Genomic DNA, 18,209 nt, shown 5'->3' on the forward strand with positions numbered 1-18,209 from the left:
GAGAATGAAGAGAATCCATCATCGCTTGTAGATAATCTACTTATGGGACAGCCCCTTTTCTTTCCGTACCTAGGCAATGTTGATTTTCTGTGTTACAGTAGATCATGTTTTGAACGTCTTAGACGTTACATAACCGCGGTTCGTAACCATCCCGCGCAACAAAACTAGGAGGAATAAGATGTTTAATTTGGGTTGGGGTATTTTGTATGTCGTTGTAAACTTTTCTTTGTTTTTATTGTGTTACCGCCTTTTCGGCAAAAAGGGACTTTATGCTTGGATCGGTGTAGCGACTGTCATTGCCAACATTCAAGTGACTAAGACGATTGATATGTTGGGTATTGTCATGACTTTGGGGAACACGATGTATGTAAGTCTATACATGACAAGTGACCTATTGAATGAAAAATATGGCCGTGCGGAAGCGAAAAAAGCCGTATGGTTTGGTTTCTTCACGCTATTAATGACAACGGTAATTATGCAAATGGCACTCGTATTTATTCCCCAAGAGGGGGGCTTTGCCCAAGCACCACTGGAGGCTATCTTTGGACTTATGCCAAGACTAGCTTTAGGAAGTCTAACCGCCTATTTTGTTAGCCAATTCCTAGATGTTAGATTGTTTAGCTGGATAGGAAGGCATTTCGCGAAGCCAGAGCACTTCTGGATTCGTAATAACGGGAGTACAATGATCAGTTCCTTTGTAGATACACTCATATTTTGTTTGATTGCCTTTTCTATACCGGAATACAGTTGGCAAGTATGGCTTCAGATTCTAATAACGACTTATGTCATTAAATTTGTATTAACTGCAGTTGGAACGCCGTTTCTGTATGCAGCACGTTCATTTAAATTCAAGGATGAAGATTAAATTGGAATCTAACGCTATACTGGGCGTAGACAAAACCAGACGATCATAGGATCGTCTGGTTTTGTTATACGTATAGAGTGCTATAGTTCATCCTAGTATCATAAGCTCCTTAGGGAAGGAAGTTAACACATCTACGCCATTATGAGTAACGATGATATCATCTTCGATTCGAACACCGCCCAATCCTGGAACGTAGACACCAGGTTCTACCGTAAAGATCATACCTGCCTCAACGAGATCCATATTGTTGCCATGTATAGACGGATATTCATGTACATCCATTCCAAGTCCATGCCCAAGTCGATGCATGAAGTTAGGGCCATATCCAGCACGTTCGATAACGCTACGAGCACTATGATCTACAGAGGCTAGCGTCATACCTGGACGGATGGATTGGATACATCGCATATTAGCATCTAGCACCGCTTCGTATATGCTCTTAAGTTCATCGTCGATACCCTCAATGGCAAACGTACGTGTAATATCTGAGGCATAGCCATTTACATATACGCCCATATCGAACATTAATAAATCGCCATGTTGGATTTTGCGTTGTCCGGGTATGCCATGAGGAAGTGCCGTGTTGGGACCTGATAGAACCATCGTTTCAAAAGAGGGTCTGTCTGCACCAAGCTTTTTCATCAAATACTCAAGCTCTGCAACTAACTCTAACTCAGATACACCAATCTTAACTTTGGTAAGTCCAGCGCAAAGAACTTCCTCGACAAGTTGAATTGCCTGTTTCATTCTGACAACCTCATCTGGTGTCTTCTGCGCTCTCATCCGCTTTAGTATAGGCCCAATATCTTGGTATATATGTGCACCAATGGATTGTTGCAATAACTCAAAGCGTGATACGGTTAGCTGGTCTTTCTCAATGCCTAGGGATTGAATGGAACTCCCTAATTGTTGATGAAGCAAATCGTAAGGGTGATCGGTGTCCGTGTGTGTAACGATGTTCGCCACGTTGGAGGCTGCATGGGCTGCTTCAGAATCTAGCGCGGGTACGATTAATATAGGTTCTTCACCATGTATTAAAGCTAGGCCTAAGAATCGCTCATGGGGATCACTAGCAAAGCCTGTTAAGTAATAAATATGTTTCGGGTCTGTAATGATTATGGCATCCAGCTTTTGCTGACCCATAATCATATCGAACGCCATCCATCTTGGATTCATGATATATACCCGTCCTCTCGTATTCATGTTGTATAGAGAATAACCAGTTGCTCTCCTTATATTATAATCTTCTTTACAGAGTAAAGCGCTACTGGCATACTTAGGAAATAAATGTTAAGCAAGTATAATTAGGGGGTTAAAGTATGAAAAGAATCAAAATCTTTGTAGCTTCAATTATGGTCATCATGTTAGTCGTGTTATCTGGTTGTCAATCGGTGGATGGACTTAATATTAAGAAGGCAATGGTAGACAGTAATACGGTTAAATCAATGGAATCCAAACATACCTTCTCTATCGAAGTTGTACCTTCAACGGATAACATTCAAGCAGAAGATAAAGAACTCTTCGACCTTATGAACTCATTCTCATTACAAATTGACCACATGGCAGTAGAGGATGAATCGACTGCATCTATGGAAGGATCTATAAGCTTAGACGGTAAGAAGCTTCCATTTCATGTATCAGTAGATGAGAAGGAGGTCATGTTGTGGGTTGAAGGAGCTAAGAAAGCGATCTCTGTACCTATGGATACATTAACCTCAGCATATGGCATTGCATTATCGGACATTCAACCAACTATGGAACAATCGAAACAATGGATACAAAGTATGAGCAAATTCTTCTTTGATAATGCGCCTAACCCTAAGTCCATTGCTGTGACTTCTGTAACAGATATGGTATATGGTGAGCAACTCAATCTGAAGAAGCTACATGTAGATATTCATGGAGATGAATTAGTAAGCCTTGCGAAGTCTTTCTTAACCAATGTGACGAAGGATAAAGAAGGAGTCAAAGAATTAATAGGTACGTTATATGATGTATATTACCCAATTTATGAAGCGGGATTAGATATAGACAGCGAAGAATATGCGGAAGAGTATGTAGAAGACGCATACGCGGAAGAGGAGTACGTGGAAGAAGAGTATGTAGAAGATGAATACGTGGATAACGGCGTGCCACCTTTTGCAACTTGGGAAAGTGTAATCCAAGATAAAGAAGCGACTGTTATTTATGTGACGAATCAATTACAAAAGACAATTAATGATATGTTGAAAGAATATGATCGTGAAGTAAATAGTCTTATTGAAGAAGATGAGACCTTAACGGAATTACTGAGTAAAAATACAGTGTTAACGATGGATTATATGTTCGACGATAAGCTACAGCTTCGCAAACAGAATATGAATCTTGTTATTAACTTATCTGCAACGGAAGATATTCCTTTGACCCAGATTAAAATGAATTATAAAACTGAAAATTGGCATGTGAATCAGCCAGTTCAAATCCATAAGGTAGATCGTGCTCAAGGAGTACTAGAGATGGATATGTTAGCAATGGAGAAAATGACTGCGGGAACGATAATGCGTAATTTCGATGAACAATCCGAAGTCTATCGCTTTTTAAAAGAGGATCTAGCCATTACGAATCAGTATGTCATACTCGACACGATCGAAGATGAAGAATATGGATGGTACTATGATTATCCTCGCCCGATTGATGTGGGAACAACAAAAATGGTACCTCTTCGACATGTGGCAGAGCAGTTCGAGGCCAAGATGACATGGGATAAACAATTGAATCAAGTGACGATTACAGAGGATTTAACAGGAAAGATTATCGTGTTAAAGCGTGGTTCGAATATAGCGTTGGTTAATAATAACAAGGTCAAGATGACGGAAGCCTTTATGAACTATGACGGGAATTCTTATGTACCTCTTCATTTCATAAGTAATGTACTAGGTGCGACGGTAGAATGGGACAATGATAGCAAATCCATTATATTAGAGCGTCCATAAGATAAGATTAATAAAGAAGTAATTCATATTTGTTCATTCATAGATGCAGTTTAGAGTGCTGATTAAGAAGCACTCTAAACTGCATTGTATTATGAAATGTATGTTAAACTTATAATTGATCTGTATATTAGATCATAACAATATGAAAAGGCTATTTTAGCTATTGTGTTTAAAGGGCTATACTAGATGTATAAATAGTTTAGTGTACTTGCAAGCATCATAATTCAAGACGGAGGTTTATCCGACAATGATAATTAATAAGCAACACACAAGTGATCCTTGGCAAACTTATTATGGTCCCAATCTTGGTTATGTACAAGAACAGTATGATCGATTCCTGAAGAATCCTCAATCTGTGGATGCAACCTTTCAACATTTATTTAGTTTGTGGGGTGCACCACCTACTGTTGCAGATGAAGTTCGTGCTCCTCAAGCACCAACAGAGCGAATCTCTTGGGATCGCAACCTTTTGAAAAAGGGTGCAGATGCTGGGAAATTAGTATGGAATATTCGTGCATATGGGCACTTAGCAGCAGATATTGATCCACTAGGACTTCGACCTTCTACAGACACTAGCTTACTTGAATCGGAAAGGTATAATTTGTCAAAGGAAGATTTAAAAGCGTTTCCATCTTCCTTAATATGGCACCATGCCCCTGAAGATGTACCTAATGGATGGGATGCCATTGTGAAATTACGTGAGATCTACACGGGAACTATTGCATATGAATTCAGTCACATCCATGAAGAGGAAGAGCGGGTGTGGTTGAATCGTCAAGCAGAATCACCTCGAGTGGAATTAAGTATAGAAGCACGTTCAGCTCTTTTAAGACGATTATTTCAAGTCGAACAATTCGAAGAATTTCTTCATCGTACATTTGTAGGGCAGAAGCGCTTTTCTATTGAGGGAAATGATATGTTAGTTCCGATGCTTGATACGATGATGATGTCAATGGTTAGTTCCGGTACAGAGCATATCTTGATGGGGATGGCCCATCGTGGGAGATTGAACGTCCTAGCACATGTATTAGGCAAACCTTATGAGAATATTTTCTCGGAATTCCACCATTCGCCAAATAAGAAGTTGATTCCGTCAGAGGGCTCAACGGGTATTAGTTATGGTTGGACAGGTGATGTTAAATATCACTTAGGAGCTAATCGCTTATTGAAAGATGAGAGCAAGCTGGAAGCTAAGATCACTTTAGCGAATAACCCGAGCCACTTGGAATTCGTCAATCCAGTTGTAGAGGGCTATTCTCGTGCAGCTCAGGAAGATCGGAAGCAGCCAGGATACCCCAAACAAGATGTGAATAAAGCAGCGACAATTCTGATACACGGAGATGCAGCTTTTCCAGGAGAAGGAATCGTTGCAGAAACATTGAACTTTACGAAGCTAGCAGGTTATCAGAACGGTGGTACGATTCATATCATCGTGAACAATAACTTAGGATTTACAACGGAGAGTAAAGATTCACGCTCGACACACTATGCTAGTGACTTGGCAAAAGGGTATGAGATTCCAATTGTCCATGTAAATGCAGATGATCCTGAAGCATGTATTGCGGCTGTTCGTATGGCAAGTGAGTATCGCAATAAATTTAAGAAGGATTTCCTGATAGATCTTATCGGATATCGACGCTATGGACACAATGAGACAGATGATCCAGAAACAACACAGCCACTTATCTATCAAAAGGTAAAGACTCACGAACGAGTCACAAATATTTACCGTAATAAGTTAGCTGAAGAAGGTCTGATTTCGGATGAACAGGCAGAACAATTGAAAGAAAGTGTATTACAACGTTTGAAGCAAGCGTACGAGCAGATGAAAAAGAATGATGTACGGAATGCTACTCAACAAAGTATCGCTGTTATGGTACCAGACGTACCGGTAGCGGTAACGACTTCAGTGCCACTGGATAAATTACAGGCTATTAATGCTGATTTATTGAAACGTCCGGATGGATTTAAGGTCTATCCTAAATTACAAAGAATTCTTGAACGTAGAGAGAACTCTCTGAATGAGGGCGAAAAGGTAGATTGGGGACTCGCAGAGACGTTAGCTTTTGCAACCATTATTGCGGATGGTACACCGATTCGAATTACTGGCCAGGATGCAGAACGTGCGACATTCGCTCATCGTAATCTCGTGTTACATGATCCGGATACAGGCGGTACCTATTGCCCAATTCATGAATTACCGCAAGCCAAAGCATCTTTTGCTATTCATAACAGTCCATTATCTGAAGCATCTGTATTAGGATTTGAGTATGGATACAACGTATTCTCCCCAGAGACGCTTGTGATATGGGAAGCACAATATGGTGATTTCTCTAACTGTGCGCAAGTCATTATGGATCAGTTCATCTCTGCTGGACGTTCGAAATGGTCCCAGAAGTCAAGCTTGGTGATGCTATTACCACACGGATATGAAGGTCAAGGACCCGAACACTCAAGCGCTAGACTCGAACGCTTTCTGCAACTTGCAGGAGACGATAACATGATTGTAGTGAATTTAACAAGTTCTGCACAGTATTTCCATTTACTACGTAAACAGGCAGCACTTACAGAGACAGAGGAAGCAAGACCTCTTGTGATGATGGCACCGAAGAGCTTGATTCGAAATGCGAGAGTAGCTTCACCTAGTCAGGATTTCACGAACGGATCCTTCAAGGCTATCCTAGAGCAAAATGGTCTTGGAGAAATACCACTCAAAGTGGAGAAACTGATTCTGTGTACTGGAAAAATTGGTGTCGAACTAGAAGAGACACTAGATAATCAAAGTAATACACGACCAGAGTGGTTGCACATCATTCGTGTCGAGCAATTATATCCATTCCCAGATCAAGAGATCAAGAAGGTACTCGAACGCTTGACTAAACTGAAAGAAATCGTGTGGGTACAAGAAGAACCTCAGAATATGGGAGCATGGCGCTATATCGATCAGCGTATTCGCGCGATTACGCCTAAGGGAATAACCGTTTCTTATAACGGACGTCCCGAACGTTCAAGTACGGCTAGTGGTTATCAGAAGGTTCACTTATTCGAACAAGAACAAATCATTTCTAAGGCACTTCGACTAATCTAGTCACTAAAATAATGGGCTCTACTAAGTATATTAGGAGGTAGAAGATTTGAATAATATTATTGTACCTGCAATGGGTGAATCTATTACCGAAGGAACCATCTATAAATGGCATGTAAGTGAAGGCGAGGCAGTTAAGACGGGTGATGTCCTACTTGAACTGGAAACGGATAAAGTTAACTTAGAGATCAGCGCAGAATCAAATGGTGTCTTAGAGAAGATTCTTCGCCAGAATGGAGACACGGTTCAAATTGGTGAAGTTATCGGTCGGATTCAAACAGGTGGCGAAGCTGGCATGTCGTCAGATTCCCAAGCGAAGGAAGCTGTCCCTGTTGATAAAGAACAGACCAATGTAGTGGAAGATACAATGCAGAAGAAGAGTGCTGCTAAATCATCAGAATCTGTATCGACAAATGAAAGTGCATCTTTCTTAGCGGCCTCACCTTCTGCACGCAAATTAGCTCGTGAACGTGGAATTGAACTTGAACAAGTGCAGGACAGAGATTCTAAGGGACGTATATATCAAGAGAATGTTCGGAATTATTCAGATGAACCTCAGGAGCAGAAGAAGGATACTTTGAGTGTACAAGGGAATTCTAGTAGTGTAAGTGCTCCGTCAGGCAACACAGTTCTACCATTCACATCCCCGAATGAAATGGTAGGTTCTATCTCTAAACCAATGGTACGTGAACGGATGTCTCGTCGTCGTGTTACGATTGCGAAGCGTTTGGTCGAAGCTCAAAGAACTGCAGCTATGCTAACGACATTCAATGAAGTAGACATGACAGCGATTCTTGATATTCGCAAACGCCGTAAACAGGCTTTCCAAGAGAAACATGATGTAAACCTTGGATTTATGTCGTTCTTTACGAAGGCTGTTGTAGGTGCATTGAAGGCTCATCCGCTTCTAAATGCAGAAATTGATGGAGAAGATGTTCTTATAAAGAAATATTATGATATTGGGATTGCTGTTTCGGCCAAAGAAGGTTTGGTTGTGCCTGTGGTTCGTGATGCTGACCGTTTGGGGTTTGCCGATATCGAACGGGAAATTGGTGAATTGGCAGGCAAAGCACGTAGTAACAAATTAAGTATCTCAGAACTTCAAGGCGGTACGTTCACCATTACCAATGGTGGAGTATTTGGATCATTGTTATCAACGCCAATTCTGAATACACCGCAAGTAGGAATTCTAGGAATGCACAAAATCCAGCTACGTCCGGTCGCAATTGATTTAGAAACGATGGAGAATCGTCCTATGATGTATATCGCACTATCTTATGATCATCGGGTCGTGGATGGTAGTGATGCGGTTCAATTCTTAGTTGCAGTGAAACAATTACTTGAAGACCCTGAATCATTATTGCTCGAAGGATAGTCATAGCGGGAACAAATGAGACAGGCTTATGCCTGTCTTACTGATCTGCTGAATGAAGTAAAGATTAAAGGTGTCATAGGAGTGAAATGAATGGATAAACAGTATCAAGAGTGGGATGTTGATGAGGTACTTGCAAAGATCAACGATGATCATAAGATTGAAGTGATTGATGTTCGGGAAGATGATGAGTGGGAGTCAGGTCATATCCCTGAAGCCAAGCATATGGCTTTAGGTACCTTGCCACAACGTCATTTGGAACTAAACCCAGATCAAATAACGATTGTAGTATGTCGCAGTGGTGGACGAAGCGGTATGGCATGTGAGTACCTAACGGAACTAGGATATCAAGTGGTTAATATGGCAGGCGGAATGTTAGCGTGGAAAGGGCCTATCACGTATAAATCATAAGTTTGTTTAGCATTGTTATAGTGCAAAAGGGTGTTCTCTCAGCCAACACGGCTAGGAACACCCTTTTGTGATGTGAATATTGAAGTCGTGTAACGGTATTATGGAGTAGGTTGTGCTTTAAATGGATGAAGGAAGTTCTTAGGAATTTCTGTTCTGAAAGTCATGGTCTCGCCTGTAGTAGGGTGTTCAAAAGCTAGTACTTGTGCATGAAGTCCCATACGTCCAAGACTTCTTGTCTTTGCCCCATACTTCTTATCGTGTGCAACAGGATGACCGATATCTTGCATATGAACTCGAATTTGATTCTTTCGTCCAGTTTCTAGATGTACCTTTAATAGAGAGAAGTAGCTATTGTTCTGGATCGTTGTATAATGTGTAGTAGCTAATTGTCCGTCATTTGCGTAAGGACTGGAATACATTCTTAGCGTGCTGCTTTCTTTAAGCCAAGATGTAATCGTTCCTTCGGGCTTTTTCACTTTACCTTCAACGAGTGCGATGTACGTACGTTCTTTGACCATATCCTCCCACGAGTCTTGAAGCTTCTTCTTCACCTCTTCATTCTTAGCGAACATCATAACACCAGACGTGTCGCGATCAAGACGATGAACAACAAATATACGGTGGTTAGCATTCTTCTCTCGTACATATGCTGTTAGCTGACGATAAGCGGTTAGTTCTGTTTCTTTCGATGATGCTACAGATAGCAACCCAGCTTCTTTATTTACAACGATGATATCTTCATCTTCATACATAATACGTAGTCCGATAAGCGGAATCTCTTCAACAATCTTCTCTTTAGATACAGTGACCGTATCGCCAGGTTGTAAAGTGAAGTTATATTGCGTTTGTGAATGACCATTTACTAGCATTTGACCACGTGCAAGCATGGCTTTAACAGAGTTACGTCCGATGTTGGTAATTGTGTTCAATAAGAATACTAATAACTCCGATTGCTCAGACACTGTATAATGTTTGGTTGGGGCTTGTCTCTCTTGTTTGGGTGCGGTAGATTTCGATTTATTATAAGATTGTTGTTGGCCTTGGCCAGATCTTCTATTATTCTTCATATCTTGAATTCTCCATCCTCATGTGGTCTACTGTCCCATGATACCATGAGTTATGTTGTAACGCTACGATAGCGCGAGTGTTCTCAATCTACCGTGGTTGCTCATTCTAATAAAGCCCAGTAAACTTGTATAATAGAATGATGGTTAGTTCGGTTCTAGAAGACCAAGTAGCATAGTTAGGAGTTCATACAGATGAATATGGAAGCAATGACATTGGATAAAGCACAACATTATTTGCAAAAGTACTACGGCTATTCAGATTTCCGTGAAGGTCAGAGAAATATTGTGGAGAGCTTATTAGGTACTAAGGATACGCTTGGGATTATGCCAACAGGTGGAGGTAAGTCGATTTGTTACCAAATCCCAGCATTAATGTTTTCGGGATTAACGATCGTTGTATCGCCTTTAATCTCTTTAATGAAGGACCAAGTAGATGCGCTGAGAACGGCGGGTATCTCTGCAGCTTTTATTAATAGTACGTTGACTGGAAAAGAAGTAAATGACGTGATAAGAGCTGCAACAAAAGGTGATCTTAAACTCTTATATGTGGCACCTGAGCGGTTGGAGTTAGATTGGTTCCGTGAACAAATATCATATCTACCGATTTCATGTGTAGCAGTGGATGAAGCGCATTGTGTTTCACAATGGGGACATGACTTTAGGACAAGTTACTTATCCGTTGCGCCATTTGTTAAGACTCTAACCCCAAGGCCTATTGTTGCAGCATTTACTGCAACGGCTACGCCCGAGGTTATGGATGATATTGTAAGGTTGTTGCACCTTCAAGAACCTGAGATATTTGTAACGGGCTTAGGTCGAGATAATTTAGCAATGTCCGTGTTGCGTGGTGAGAACAAAAGGGAGTATGTCATGTCCTATACACTTGATCATGCGCATGAGACTGGTATTATCTATGCAGCTACGAGAAAAGATGTTGACCAATTGTATGAGCGCCTTCAAAGTGCGGGTATTACTGTGGGCAAGTATCATGCTGGGATGAGTGATGTCGAGAGAGCGGCTAGTCAAGAAGGGTTCCTCTATGATGATATTCGAGTCATTGTTGCGACAAATGCATTCGGTATGGGTATTGATAAGTCGAATGTTCGTTATGTTATTCACTACAGCATGCCTAAGAATATGGAAGCATATGTGCAGGAAGCTGGGCGGGCAGGACGTGATGGTGAACCCAGTCAGTGTATATTGTTATTTAATGGACAAGACATCATGACCCAGAAATTTCTAATTGAACAGAATCAAATGGATGATGAACGTAAGCACAATGACTATCGCAAACTACAACAAATGTTAGATTACTGTTATACTAACCGTTGCTTACGCAATGCTATGTTAGACTATTTCGGTGAAGTGCATGATGACAAACCATGTGGTAATTGTAGTTCTTGTACAGATGAGAGAGAGCTTGTTGATATGACGATAGAAGCTCAGAAGATATTCTCTTGCATACACCGTATGCGGGAGCGATTCGGTGTATCGATGGTAGCATCCGTGCTAAAGGGATCACGCAATAAAAAAGTGCTACAGTATAAATTCGATCATTTATCAACCTATGGTGCGATGGCTAATCGGACAGAAAAGGATATTTCGGAAGTGATTAATGTGTTAGCTTCAGATGGGTATCTAGCCCTCTCGGAAGGCCAATATCCAGTATTAAGACTTCAATCCTTAGCTGCTGACGTTCTAAAAGGTCAACGCCAAGTGATGCAAAGAGTAGCCCGACCAACACTTACAAGCGGAGTTGCAGGAACTGCTCGTGGCAAAATGAGATCTCAAGATAACTCTCCATCTGCTGTAAATGAGACGATATTCGAACAACTACGTCTCGTACGTCGTGAACTTGCGGGTAAAGAACGTGTGCCGTCTTACATTATATTTAATGATGCGACACTACGTGAAATGAGCGTGGTATGTCCACAGACAGAGTCAGAAATACTAAAGATTAAAGGCGTCGGAGAAGTGAAGTTTCGTAAATACGGTAAGCCATTCCTAGACTTCTTTACGAATCAGAACGAGGATCAGGATGGAAACATAGAGGATTATGAATGAGGAGTGTGTGAATAATGAAAGTCGTCTTATCAACCTTAAATGCCAAATATATTCATACGTCGTTGGCGATTAGGTTATTAAAGGCCTATAGTCAGAATGAGTTCGACATTGAACTAGCAGAGTATACGATTAAAGATCCAGTCATGAATATCGTGTCTGATTTATACCAGAAGAAGCCTGATGTCATTGGATTCTCCTGTTATATTTGGAATATCGAAGAGACCATCAAGGTGGTTGATATTGTGAAACAGGTCATGCCTGATGTAACGATTGTGTTGGGTGGGCCAGAAGTGTCGTATGATACGCAACACTGGATGGAGCGAATCTCCAATGTTGATCATATCGTTATGGGCGATGGTGAGGAAGTATTTCATCATTTATTACAAACGATTCAAGGGGATAGAAAGTTTCATTTTGTATATGGTGTTTCTTATCGTAAAGGTGAGGAGATTATTATCAATCCTGGCCGGCCCAAAAGTGATCTTAACACGCTTCCCACACCGTATCGTTTCGCTGAAGACCTTCCAGATCTCAGTAAGCGAATCGTTTATTTTGAGACAAGTAGAGGTTGTCCCTTCAGTTGCCAATTTTGCTTATCTAGTATAGAAGTTGGTGTGCGTTATTTCGATATAGAACGCGTGAAGTCAGATATTCTATACTTGATAGACAACGGTGCCAAGATTATTAAATTCCTAGATCGTACATTTAATATCAATCGGAACTATGCAATGGAAATGTTCGAGTTTATTATGAATAATCATAACGGTTGTGTATTCCAATTCGAGATTACCGCTGATATTATGCGACCTGAGGTGCTGGATTATTTAGCCCAGAATGCACCGCCAGGAATATTCCGTTTTGAGATTGGTGTGCAATCAACGAACGATATTACCAATGAACTTGTGAAAAGACGTCAGAATTTCACGAAGTTATCCCGTACTGTGAACACCATTAAAGCATGTAAGAATATTGATCAACATCTCGATTTAATCGCAGGATTACCTGATGAGGACTACGATACATTCCGTACAACGTTTAATGATGTCTTTGCCATGGAGCCAGAGGAATTACAACTTGGATTCCTTAAGATGCTTAGGGGAACAGGATTGCGTAAGGATGCGGATAAATATGAGTACAAATATATGGAATACGCACCTTATGAAATTCTAAGCAGTAATAAGTTGTCATTCGCTGATATTATCCATTTGAAGCGACTAGAGGATGTACTTGAGAAATATTGGAATGCACATCGAATGGACCATACGTTAAAGTATCTTATGAAGAACGAATTCGATTCTCCTTTTGACTTTTTCCAAGATTTCGGGGATTACTGGGAGGGACAAGGTTGGCAGAAGATTGGTCATCAATTAGAGGATCTATTCCTTCGACTTCATAAGTTCTTAGAATATCGTGGTGTACAACGGATGGACATCATCTTAGGACTAATGAAACTTGATTATTTCATGAATCATAAGTACAAACCACGTACGATTTGGTGGGATTCACCATTACCTAAAGAGAAATGGTCAGGACTTATGAAGATGCTTGCAGAAGAACCGCAAGCCGTCTCCGCAGAGTTCCAAGCACTCGAACTTGATGAGCGTGGATTACAAAAACATGCGGTGATCGATGTGCTCCCATTTGATTTAGATGAATTGTTACAACAAGGAATGGATGTTGTATCAGATAGAAGAGACCAGCAGACATTGCTAGTTGTTCTATATCAGCAGGATGAGAGTCAACGTCCTCAATGGCATACAAGGAAGTTAGAACAGGTCAAGATATAGTATGAATTGGCTACAGTAATAACAACATGAAATAACGGCTACGCGTCCCCTAAGGATGGCGTAGCCGTTATTTTTACTTATGAAGATAAATGCCGGTCCAACCAATCGAGCAGGTTCGATGTTACTTCATCCCGATTAATCTCATTTAGCATTTCATGTCTTCCACCAGGATAAAGATGGCATTCTACATCATGTATACCTAAGTTATCATATATCTGTTGAAGACGTGGTATGCCTTTTCCATAGTTACCAACGGGATCCTGATCTCCGGCAAATAGATAAATGGGCTTATCTTTGGGAATGTTTGAGTAATGACTTGGTTTTTGTATGTCTAGTAAAAAGTGGAAGAAGTCGCGAAAGAAGCTTGCTGTACAGATCTCTCCACAATAGGGATCCTGTATGTACATATCCACTTCTTTCTCATCCCTAGATAACCAATCAAATGCAGTGCGTACAGGGGATACCCGACGATTGTATCGGCCAAATATAACGGTGTTTAGAAGTAAACTATGATGTGACGGACCCTGAATTCTCATTAGGAATTGGGCAAAGTACTTACCTACAGATAGATTGGGTTGAGGTCCATTGGACCCTGATAAGATATAACCCGAGAAGGTATCGCCATGCTGTTGCATAATGCGCTGCACGAGAAATGAACCCATACTATGACCGAGCAGATATAGAGATAGGCCGTTGTACTTATCTTTGATCATAGCCGTTATCTCAAGGATATCGTTCATCATTCCGTTAAAAGCGTCTTTGCCGCAGTCACCCAGCCGTTGTAGGTTGATGGCAGATTTACCGTGACCTCTTTGATCGTGCGCATATACTGCATAACCTGAATCGCAAAGAGAGGACGCAACTCTAGAATAACGATCCGCAGTCTCGGCCATGCCATGAACGATCTGAATGATACCTTTAATAGGGCTAGAACCTTCAGGAAGCCACTCGTACATATGCAGTGACATACCATGCTTATTAATGAATGTGAAAGAATTCCTTCTCAACATGATTCCTCCTTCTACAACGCAAATACAGCATTACTCCATAAGTTATAATTATGGAAGATAAGAACGAAGAACAGTTGCGTTTCCTTCTAACTCATAATGTTGCAAGTTGGCTGGCAATAAGAAACTTTGACCTGCTTTATAAGCTAGAGATTGACCTTCCCATTTCAGTGTTCCTTGACCCTCGCAGATAACAAGTATGGCAAAGCTAGTAGGAGTCGTTGTAAGAGACCAGCTTCCGGATACAATCCCTTTTTCAACGATGAAATAAGGTGATTTGGCAAGCTGTAACCATTCACCAGGTACTGCATTATTTGTTTTCATAGTCGAAGCGCCTGAACCTTCATAAGCAATGACATTGAGAGAATCCTCAATATGTAACTCACGAGGTTGTCCATCCAGACCCGGACGATTATAGTCGTAAATACGGTATGTGGTGTCTGAATTCTGTTGGATTTCAGCTACCACGACACCTGCACAAAGTGCATGGACTGTACCAGCAGGAATATAGAAGGAATCTCCAGCTTCAACAGGAACTTCTCTAAGACTGTCTGTAATCGTGCCATTCTCCAGTGCTAACTTCAAGGATTCGCGAGTAACACCATCATTTAGGCCGTATATAATTTTGGAACCGGGTTTAGCATCAAGTATATACCACATCTCTGTTTTCCCTAATTCGCCTTCAGGTAGCCCTTCATACTCATCTGTAGGATGAACTTGAATAGATAAGTCATCATTACAGTCGAGAAGCTTGATAAGAAGAGGAAAGCGACCATTGACCTCAGAGAATCCTTTGCTCCCGAACCAATCCTTACCTAACTGTTCACGAACTTGATCTAGTCCTAATCCGACAAGTTCGCCGTTCATAACCTGTGTTATTCCATTTGGATGATCTGCGATCATCCAACCTTCGCCAATATGTCCATCTGGAAGATCTAATCCGAATTGTTCAAGCGCTCGGTCTCCCCATACACGTTCTTTGAATTCTGGTTGGAATTGTAATGGATAAGGTTTTACCATAATAAATCATCCTCTCGATTGTAGTTGGTACGTTGATTTCTTTTCTATAGCTATGAGGTAAGGTGCATCAGATCGTTGTAGCTGTCGGTATATAATGGATTGTCCCTCCGACTGTGGGATAAGAGATGCCCACTGATGCACGGCCTCTGATTCAGAATCTCCCCCGGGATGTCCTGGGTATAAGGCAATGGTTAGAATACCTTTAGGACGCAGAAGTTCTAGTGCCATCTGTAGCGCTACGATCGTACTCTCTGTCAAAGTAATAATCTCTTTGTTGGAACCACTTGAGGGTAAATACCCAAGATTGAACATGATAGCACTTAGCTTGCCATGATAATCGGATGGTATCTGGGTTCTCATGTGCGCATGACTCTGAAGAAGTAATGTTACTGGCGCTAGGCTGGAAGTTGAATGCTTCTCTAATCTCCGCCTCGTAAGTGCTAGTGCATCTGATTGAATATCAAATCCATATACTTGACCCTTCGGCCCAGCTAGTTGTGCCAAGAATAAGGTGTCCGAACCTGTCCCTATCGTTGCATCAACTGCAACATCTCCTAATTTCATGCGCTCAGACACTAGCTTGTGCGCGAAGCTTAGAATAGAGAGGAATCCCATATTTATGCGTTCCTCCAATACTTTCCTTGCCAAGTATCTCGCTCTTTAAGTTGAGCATCAAAGGCATTAAGAACTTCCCATTTGTTCAAGCTCCACATAGGACCGATAAGTAGATCTCTTGGTGCATCACCTGTAAGCCGATGAACGACCATTTCAGGCGGTAGTATTTCTAGCGTGTCTACGATTAGCTTAACGTATTCATCTTTCTCTAGAAATCGTAACAGACCGGCTTCATATTGCTTGACCATTGGTGTCTTACGCATAAGATGTAACAAGTGGATTTTGATTCCTTGTACATCCATTTGAGCGACAGCGCGGCCCGTTTCAAGCATCATTTCATGACTTTCTTGCGGTAGCCCATAGATGATATGAGTACATACACGAATATTATGTTTGCGTAGTTTCTCTACTGCCTCTATATAGACTTGCGTGTCATGAGCCCGGTTAATCAGTTCAGACGTAGAGTCGTGTATGGTTTGAAGTCCCATCTCCACCCAAAGATAAGTACGTTCGTTTAACTCAGCTAGGTATTCAACAACATCATCTGGCAGACAATCCGGTCGAGTAGCAATAGATAAGCCCATCACTCCAGGCTGTTCTAAGATAAGTTCGAAGTATTCCCTTAGTTCTTCGACTGGTGCGTATGTGTTCGTATACGCTTGGAAATAGCCAATGTATTGTGCATTGGGCCATTTCTTATGTTGCTTATCTCGTATTGTATTGAACTGTGTAACAAGATCATCACGTCTGCTTCCTGCGAAATCGCCAGATCCCCTTGCACTACAGAAAGTACAACCGCCTTTTGCGATGGATCCATCCCGGTTGGGACATGTGAAACCAGCATCAAGCATAACTTTGAATACTTTATCATTAAATTGTTGATGCATCTCGTAGTTCCAAGTATGAAATCTTTTGTCACCCCATAGCAATGGGTTGGCGGTAGTAGAATGGTTCATTAGGTGCTCCTTTTGTAAAAACCTTTGTATAAGACATACAGCGACTATTATATCAAAAAGAAAGGCAATTGTAATGTTATGTCTAGGCACAGTTGTTATTAGCTCTTTACATTTGGTTAGAAGTTAGGCACAATATTGCAATAGTGATGATTTTATACAATCCATAACTTAACCTGAGTCTATATAGAATGGAAAGTGGAGGGAAAACATGCGGTTACGTGGTAGAAAAGGCATACGTGAAAATTTAGAGGAACAGAAAGAACTCGTTATTTTGAATCCCAAAGAATACAAAGGTAAATGGGCTTCCTTATTCGGAAATGACAACCCGATTCATGTAGAATTCGGTATGGGAAAAGGTCAATTCATCGCACAGATGAGTGTTAACCATCCGAACATTAATTTTATCGGTATTGATGTATATGATGAGCTTATTCGACGTGCTAGTGAAAAGGCAACGAATGTATGGGCTGAAAAAGGAATGGCACTTCCACCTAATCTTCGCTTAGCTTTTGCGAATGCTGAATACGCTGAGGATGTTTTTGAAGTTGGGGAGTTAGAGCGTGTATATCTTAATTTTAGTGATCCATGGCCAAAGGCTAAGCACGCAAGGCGTCGCCTGACACATCCGCGTTTCTTAGAGAAATATGTGTCAATTCTTAATAAGAATGGTGAGATCCATCTGAAGACGGATTCCCAAACTTTGTTCGAATTCTCGTTAAACTCATTTGCAGATGTAGGATTACAAATGAATAATATATCTCTTGATCTGCACCGTGAAGGATTTCAAGAATGGAATGTCATGACGGAGTACGAATCGAAATTCGTGGGTCAAGGAATGAATATTTATCGATGTGTTGTTGTGGTCGGGGAACAATCACTACAGCAATTTATGATGGAACGATTGAAGAAGTATCGGCTTCAAGAGAACAAGCCGGATATTGAATCTGCAGCAATTGAAATGAAATAGAGATGATACCAAAAGAGCCTT

General features: G+C 41.1%; 14 protein-coding genes and 1 riboswitch. Of the genes, 8 read left to right on the forward strand and 6 right to left on the reverse strand.

What is annotated here, in order from left to right; genetic code table 11:
* Positions 1-129: 129 nt before the first annotated feature.
* Positions 130-174, forward strand: a riboswitch (PreQ1 riboswitch).
* 4 nt (positions 175-178) lie between these two features.
* Positions 179-865 carry a queuosine precursor transporter gene (locus ACH8E3_RS06820; RefSeq protein ID WP_458631870.1) on the forward strand — a complete coding sequence of 229 codons (687 nt, stop codon included), beginning with the start codon at positions 179-181 and terminating at the stop codon, positions 863-865.
* An 87-nt stretch (positions 866-952) separates the two neighbouring features.
* On the opposite strand, the gene ACH8E3_RS06825 is transcribed toward ACH8E3_RS06820, so the two are convergent.
* On the reverse strand, positions 953-2,041 hold the full coding sequence (locus ACH8E3_RS06825) for a M24 family metallopeptidase (protein ID WP_458631871.1): 1,089 nt from the start codon (positions 2,039-2,041) through the stop codon (positions 953-955).
* Between the two features lie 143 nt (positions 2,042-2,184).
* Here ACH8E3_RS06825 and ACH8E3_RS06830 point away from each other — a divergent pair, with 143 nt between their 5' ends.
* The 4 genes from ACH8E3_RS06830 to ACH8E3_RS06845 all read left to right on the forward strand — a co-directional run bounded on the left by ACH8E3_RS06830 (position 2,185) and on the right by ACH8E3_RS06845 (position 8,705).
* On the forward strand, positions 2,185-3,837 hold the full coding sequence (locus tag ACH8E3_RS06830) for a copper amine oxidase N-terminal domain-containing protein (RefSeq protein ID WP_458631872.1): 1,653 nt from the start codon (positions 2,185-2,187) through the stop codon (positions 3,835-3,837).
* Between the two features lie 247 nt (positions 3,838-4,084).
* Positions 4,085-6,925 carry a 2-oxoglutarate dehydrogenase E1 component gene (locus ACH8E3_RS06835; protein WP_458631873.1) on the forward strand — a complete coding sequence of 947 codons (2,841 nt, stop codon included), beginning with the start codon at positions 4,085-4,087 and terminating at the stop codon, positions 6,923-6,925.
* Between the two features lie 46 nt (positions 6,926-6,971).
* On the forward strand, positions 6,972-8,297 hold the full coding sequence (gene odhB / locus ACH8E3_RS06840; protein ID WP_458631874.1) for a 2-oxoglutarate dehydrogenase complex dihydrolipoyllysine-residue succinyltransferase: 1,326 nt from the start codon (positions 6,972-6,974) through the stop codon (positions 8,295-8,297).
* Between the two features lie 90 nt (positions 8,298-8,387).
* Complete coding sequence (locus ACH8E3_RS06845) at positions 8,388-8,705, forward strand: rhodanese-like domain-containing protein (RefSeq protein ID WP_458631875.1); 318 nt, start codon at positions 8,388-8,390, stop codon at positions 8,703-8,705.
* Positions 8,706-8,803: 98 nt separating this feature from the next.
* On the opposite strand, the gene ACH8E3_RS06850 is transcribed toward ACH8E3_RS06845, so the two are convergent.
* Positions 8,804-9,772 (reverse strand): RluA family pseudouridine synthase, encoded by a 969-nt coding sequence (locus ACH8E3_RS06850; RefSeq protein ID WP_458631876.1) that lies wholly within the window; start codon positions 9,770-9,772, stop codon positions 8,804-8,806.
* A gap of 192 nt (positions 9,773-9,964) precedes the next feature.
* Here ACH8E3_RS06850 and recQ point away from each other — a divergent pair, with 192 nt between their 5' ends.
* Both recQ and ACH8E3_RS06860 read left to right on the forward strand, forming a co-directional pair.
* Entirely contained in the window at positions 9,965-11,836 is a 1,872-nt protein-coding gene (gene recQ, locus ACH8E3_RS06855) for a DNA helicase RecQ (RefSeq protein ID WP_458631877.1), read from the forward strand.
* A 14-nt stretch (positions 11,837-11,850) separates the two neighbouring features.
* The gene (locus ACH8E3_RS06860; protein WP_458631878.1) at positions 11,851-13,623 is read left to right on the forward strand and encodes a B12-binding domain-containing radical SAM protein; all 1,773 of its coding nucleotides are present in this window, start codon (positions 11,851-11,853) and stop codon (positions 13,621-13,623) included.
* Positions 13,624-13,700: 77 nt separating this feature from the next.
* Here the strand turns inward: ACH8E3_RS06860 and ACH8E3_RS06865 are convergent, their stop codons facing one another.
* From ACH8E3_RS06865 to ACH8E3_RS06880, 4 genes are read right to left on the reverse strand one after another with little or no spacing between them, the layout of a single operon-like run.
* On the reverse strand, positions 13,701-14,633 hold the full coding sequence (locus ACH8E3_RS06865; protein ID WP_458631879.1) for a lysophospholipase: 933 nt from the start codon (positions 14,631-14,633) through the stop codon (positions 13,701-13,703).
* Between the two features lie 48 nt (positions 14,634-14,681).
* Positions 14,682-15,650, reverse strand: a complete 969-nt coding sequence (locus ACH8E3_RS06870; protein ID WP_458631880.1) for a type I phosphomannose isomerase catalytic subunit — start codon at positions 15,648-15,650, stop codon at positions 14,682-14,684.
* Positions 15,651-15,656: 6 nt separating this feature from the next.
* Positions 15,657-16,265 (reverse strand): tRNA (mnm(5)s(2)U34)-methyltransferase, encoded by a 609-nt coding sequence (locus tag ACH8E3_RS06875; RefSeq protein ID WP_458631997.1) that lies wholly within the window; start codon positions 16,263-16,265, stop codon positions 15,657-15,659.
* Positions 16,266-16,267: 2 nt separating this feature from the next.
* Positions 16,268-17,221 carry a TIGR01212 family radical SAM protein gene (locus tag ACH8E3_RS06880; protein ID WP_458631881.1) on the reverse strand — a complete coding sequence of 318 codons (954 nt, stop codon included), beginning with the start codon at positions 17,219-17,221 and terminating at the stop codon, positions 16,268-16,270.
* 208 nt (positions 17,222-17,429) lie between these two features.
* On the opposite strand from ACH8E3_RS06880, the gene trmB reads away from it, so the two are divergent.
* Positions 17,430-18,188 carry a tRNA (guanosine(46)-N7)-methyltransferase TrmB gene (gene trmB, locus ACH8E3_RS06885; RefSeq protein ID WP_458631882.1) on the forward strand — a complete coding sequence of 253 codons (759 nt, stop codon included), beginning with the start codon at positions 17,430-17,432 and terminating at the stop codon, positions 18,186-18,188.
* The last annotated feature ends 21 nt before the right edge of the window (positions 18,189-18,209 follow it).

Source organism: Paenibacillus sp. CMAA1364, assembly GCF_054373195.1.

Coding starts and splice junctions, on each gene's coding strand:
- ACH8E3_RS06860 (WP_458631878.1), top strand. CDS start 11,851: ATGAAAGTCGTCTTATCAACCTTAAATGCCAAATATATTCATACGTCG.
- ACH8E3_RS06830 (WP_458631872.1), top strand. CDS start 2,185: ATGAAAAGAATCAAAATCTTTGTAGCTTCAATTATGGTCATCATGTTA.
- ACH8E3_RS06835 (WP_458631873.1), top strand. CDS start 4,085: ATGATAATTAATAAGCAACACACAAGTGATCCTTGGCAAACTTATTAT.
- ACH8E3_RS06845 (WP_458631875.1), top strand. CDS start 8,388: ATGGATAAACAGTATCAAGAGTGGGATGTTGATGAGGTACTTGCAAAG.
- ACH8E3_RS06880 (WP_458631881.1), bottom strand. CDS start 17,221: ATGAACCATTCTACTACCGCCAACCCATTGCTATGGGGTGACAAAAGA.
- recQ (WP_458631877.1), top strand. CDS start 9,965: ATGAATATGGAAGCAATGACATTGGATAAAGCACAACATTATTTGCAA.
- ACH8E3_RS06875 (WP_458631997.1), bottom strand. CDS start 16,265: ATGGGATTCCTCTCTATTCTAAGCTTCGCGCACAAGCTAGTGTCTGAG.
- ACH8E3_RS06870 (WP_458631880.1), bottom strand. CDS start 15,650: ATGGTAAAACCTTATCCATTACAATTCCAACCAGAATTCAAAGAACGT.
- ACH8E3_RS06850 (WP_458631876.1), bottom strand. CDS start 9,772: ATGAAGAATAATAGAAGATCTGGCCAAGGCCAACAACAATCTTATAAT.
- ACH8E3_RS06865 (WP_458631879.1), bottom strand. CDS start 14,633: ATGTTGAGAAGGAATTCTTTCACATTCATTAATAAGCATGGTATGTCA.
- ACH8E3_RS06825 (WP_458631871.1), bottom strand. CDS start 2,041: ATGAATCCAAGATGGATGGCGTTCGATATGATTATGGGTCAGCAAAAG.
- ACH8E3_RS06820 (WP_458631870.1), top strand. CDS start 179: ATGTTTAATTTGGGTTGGGGTATTTTGTATGTCGTTGTAAACTTTTCT.
- trmB (WP_458631882.1), top strand. CDS start 17,430: ATGCGGTTACGTGGTAGAAAAGGCATACGTGAAAATTTAGAGGAACAG.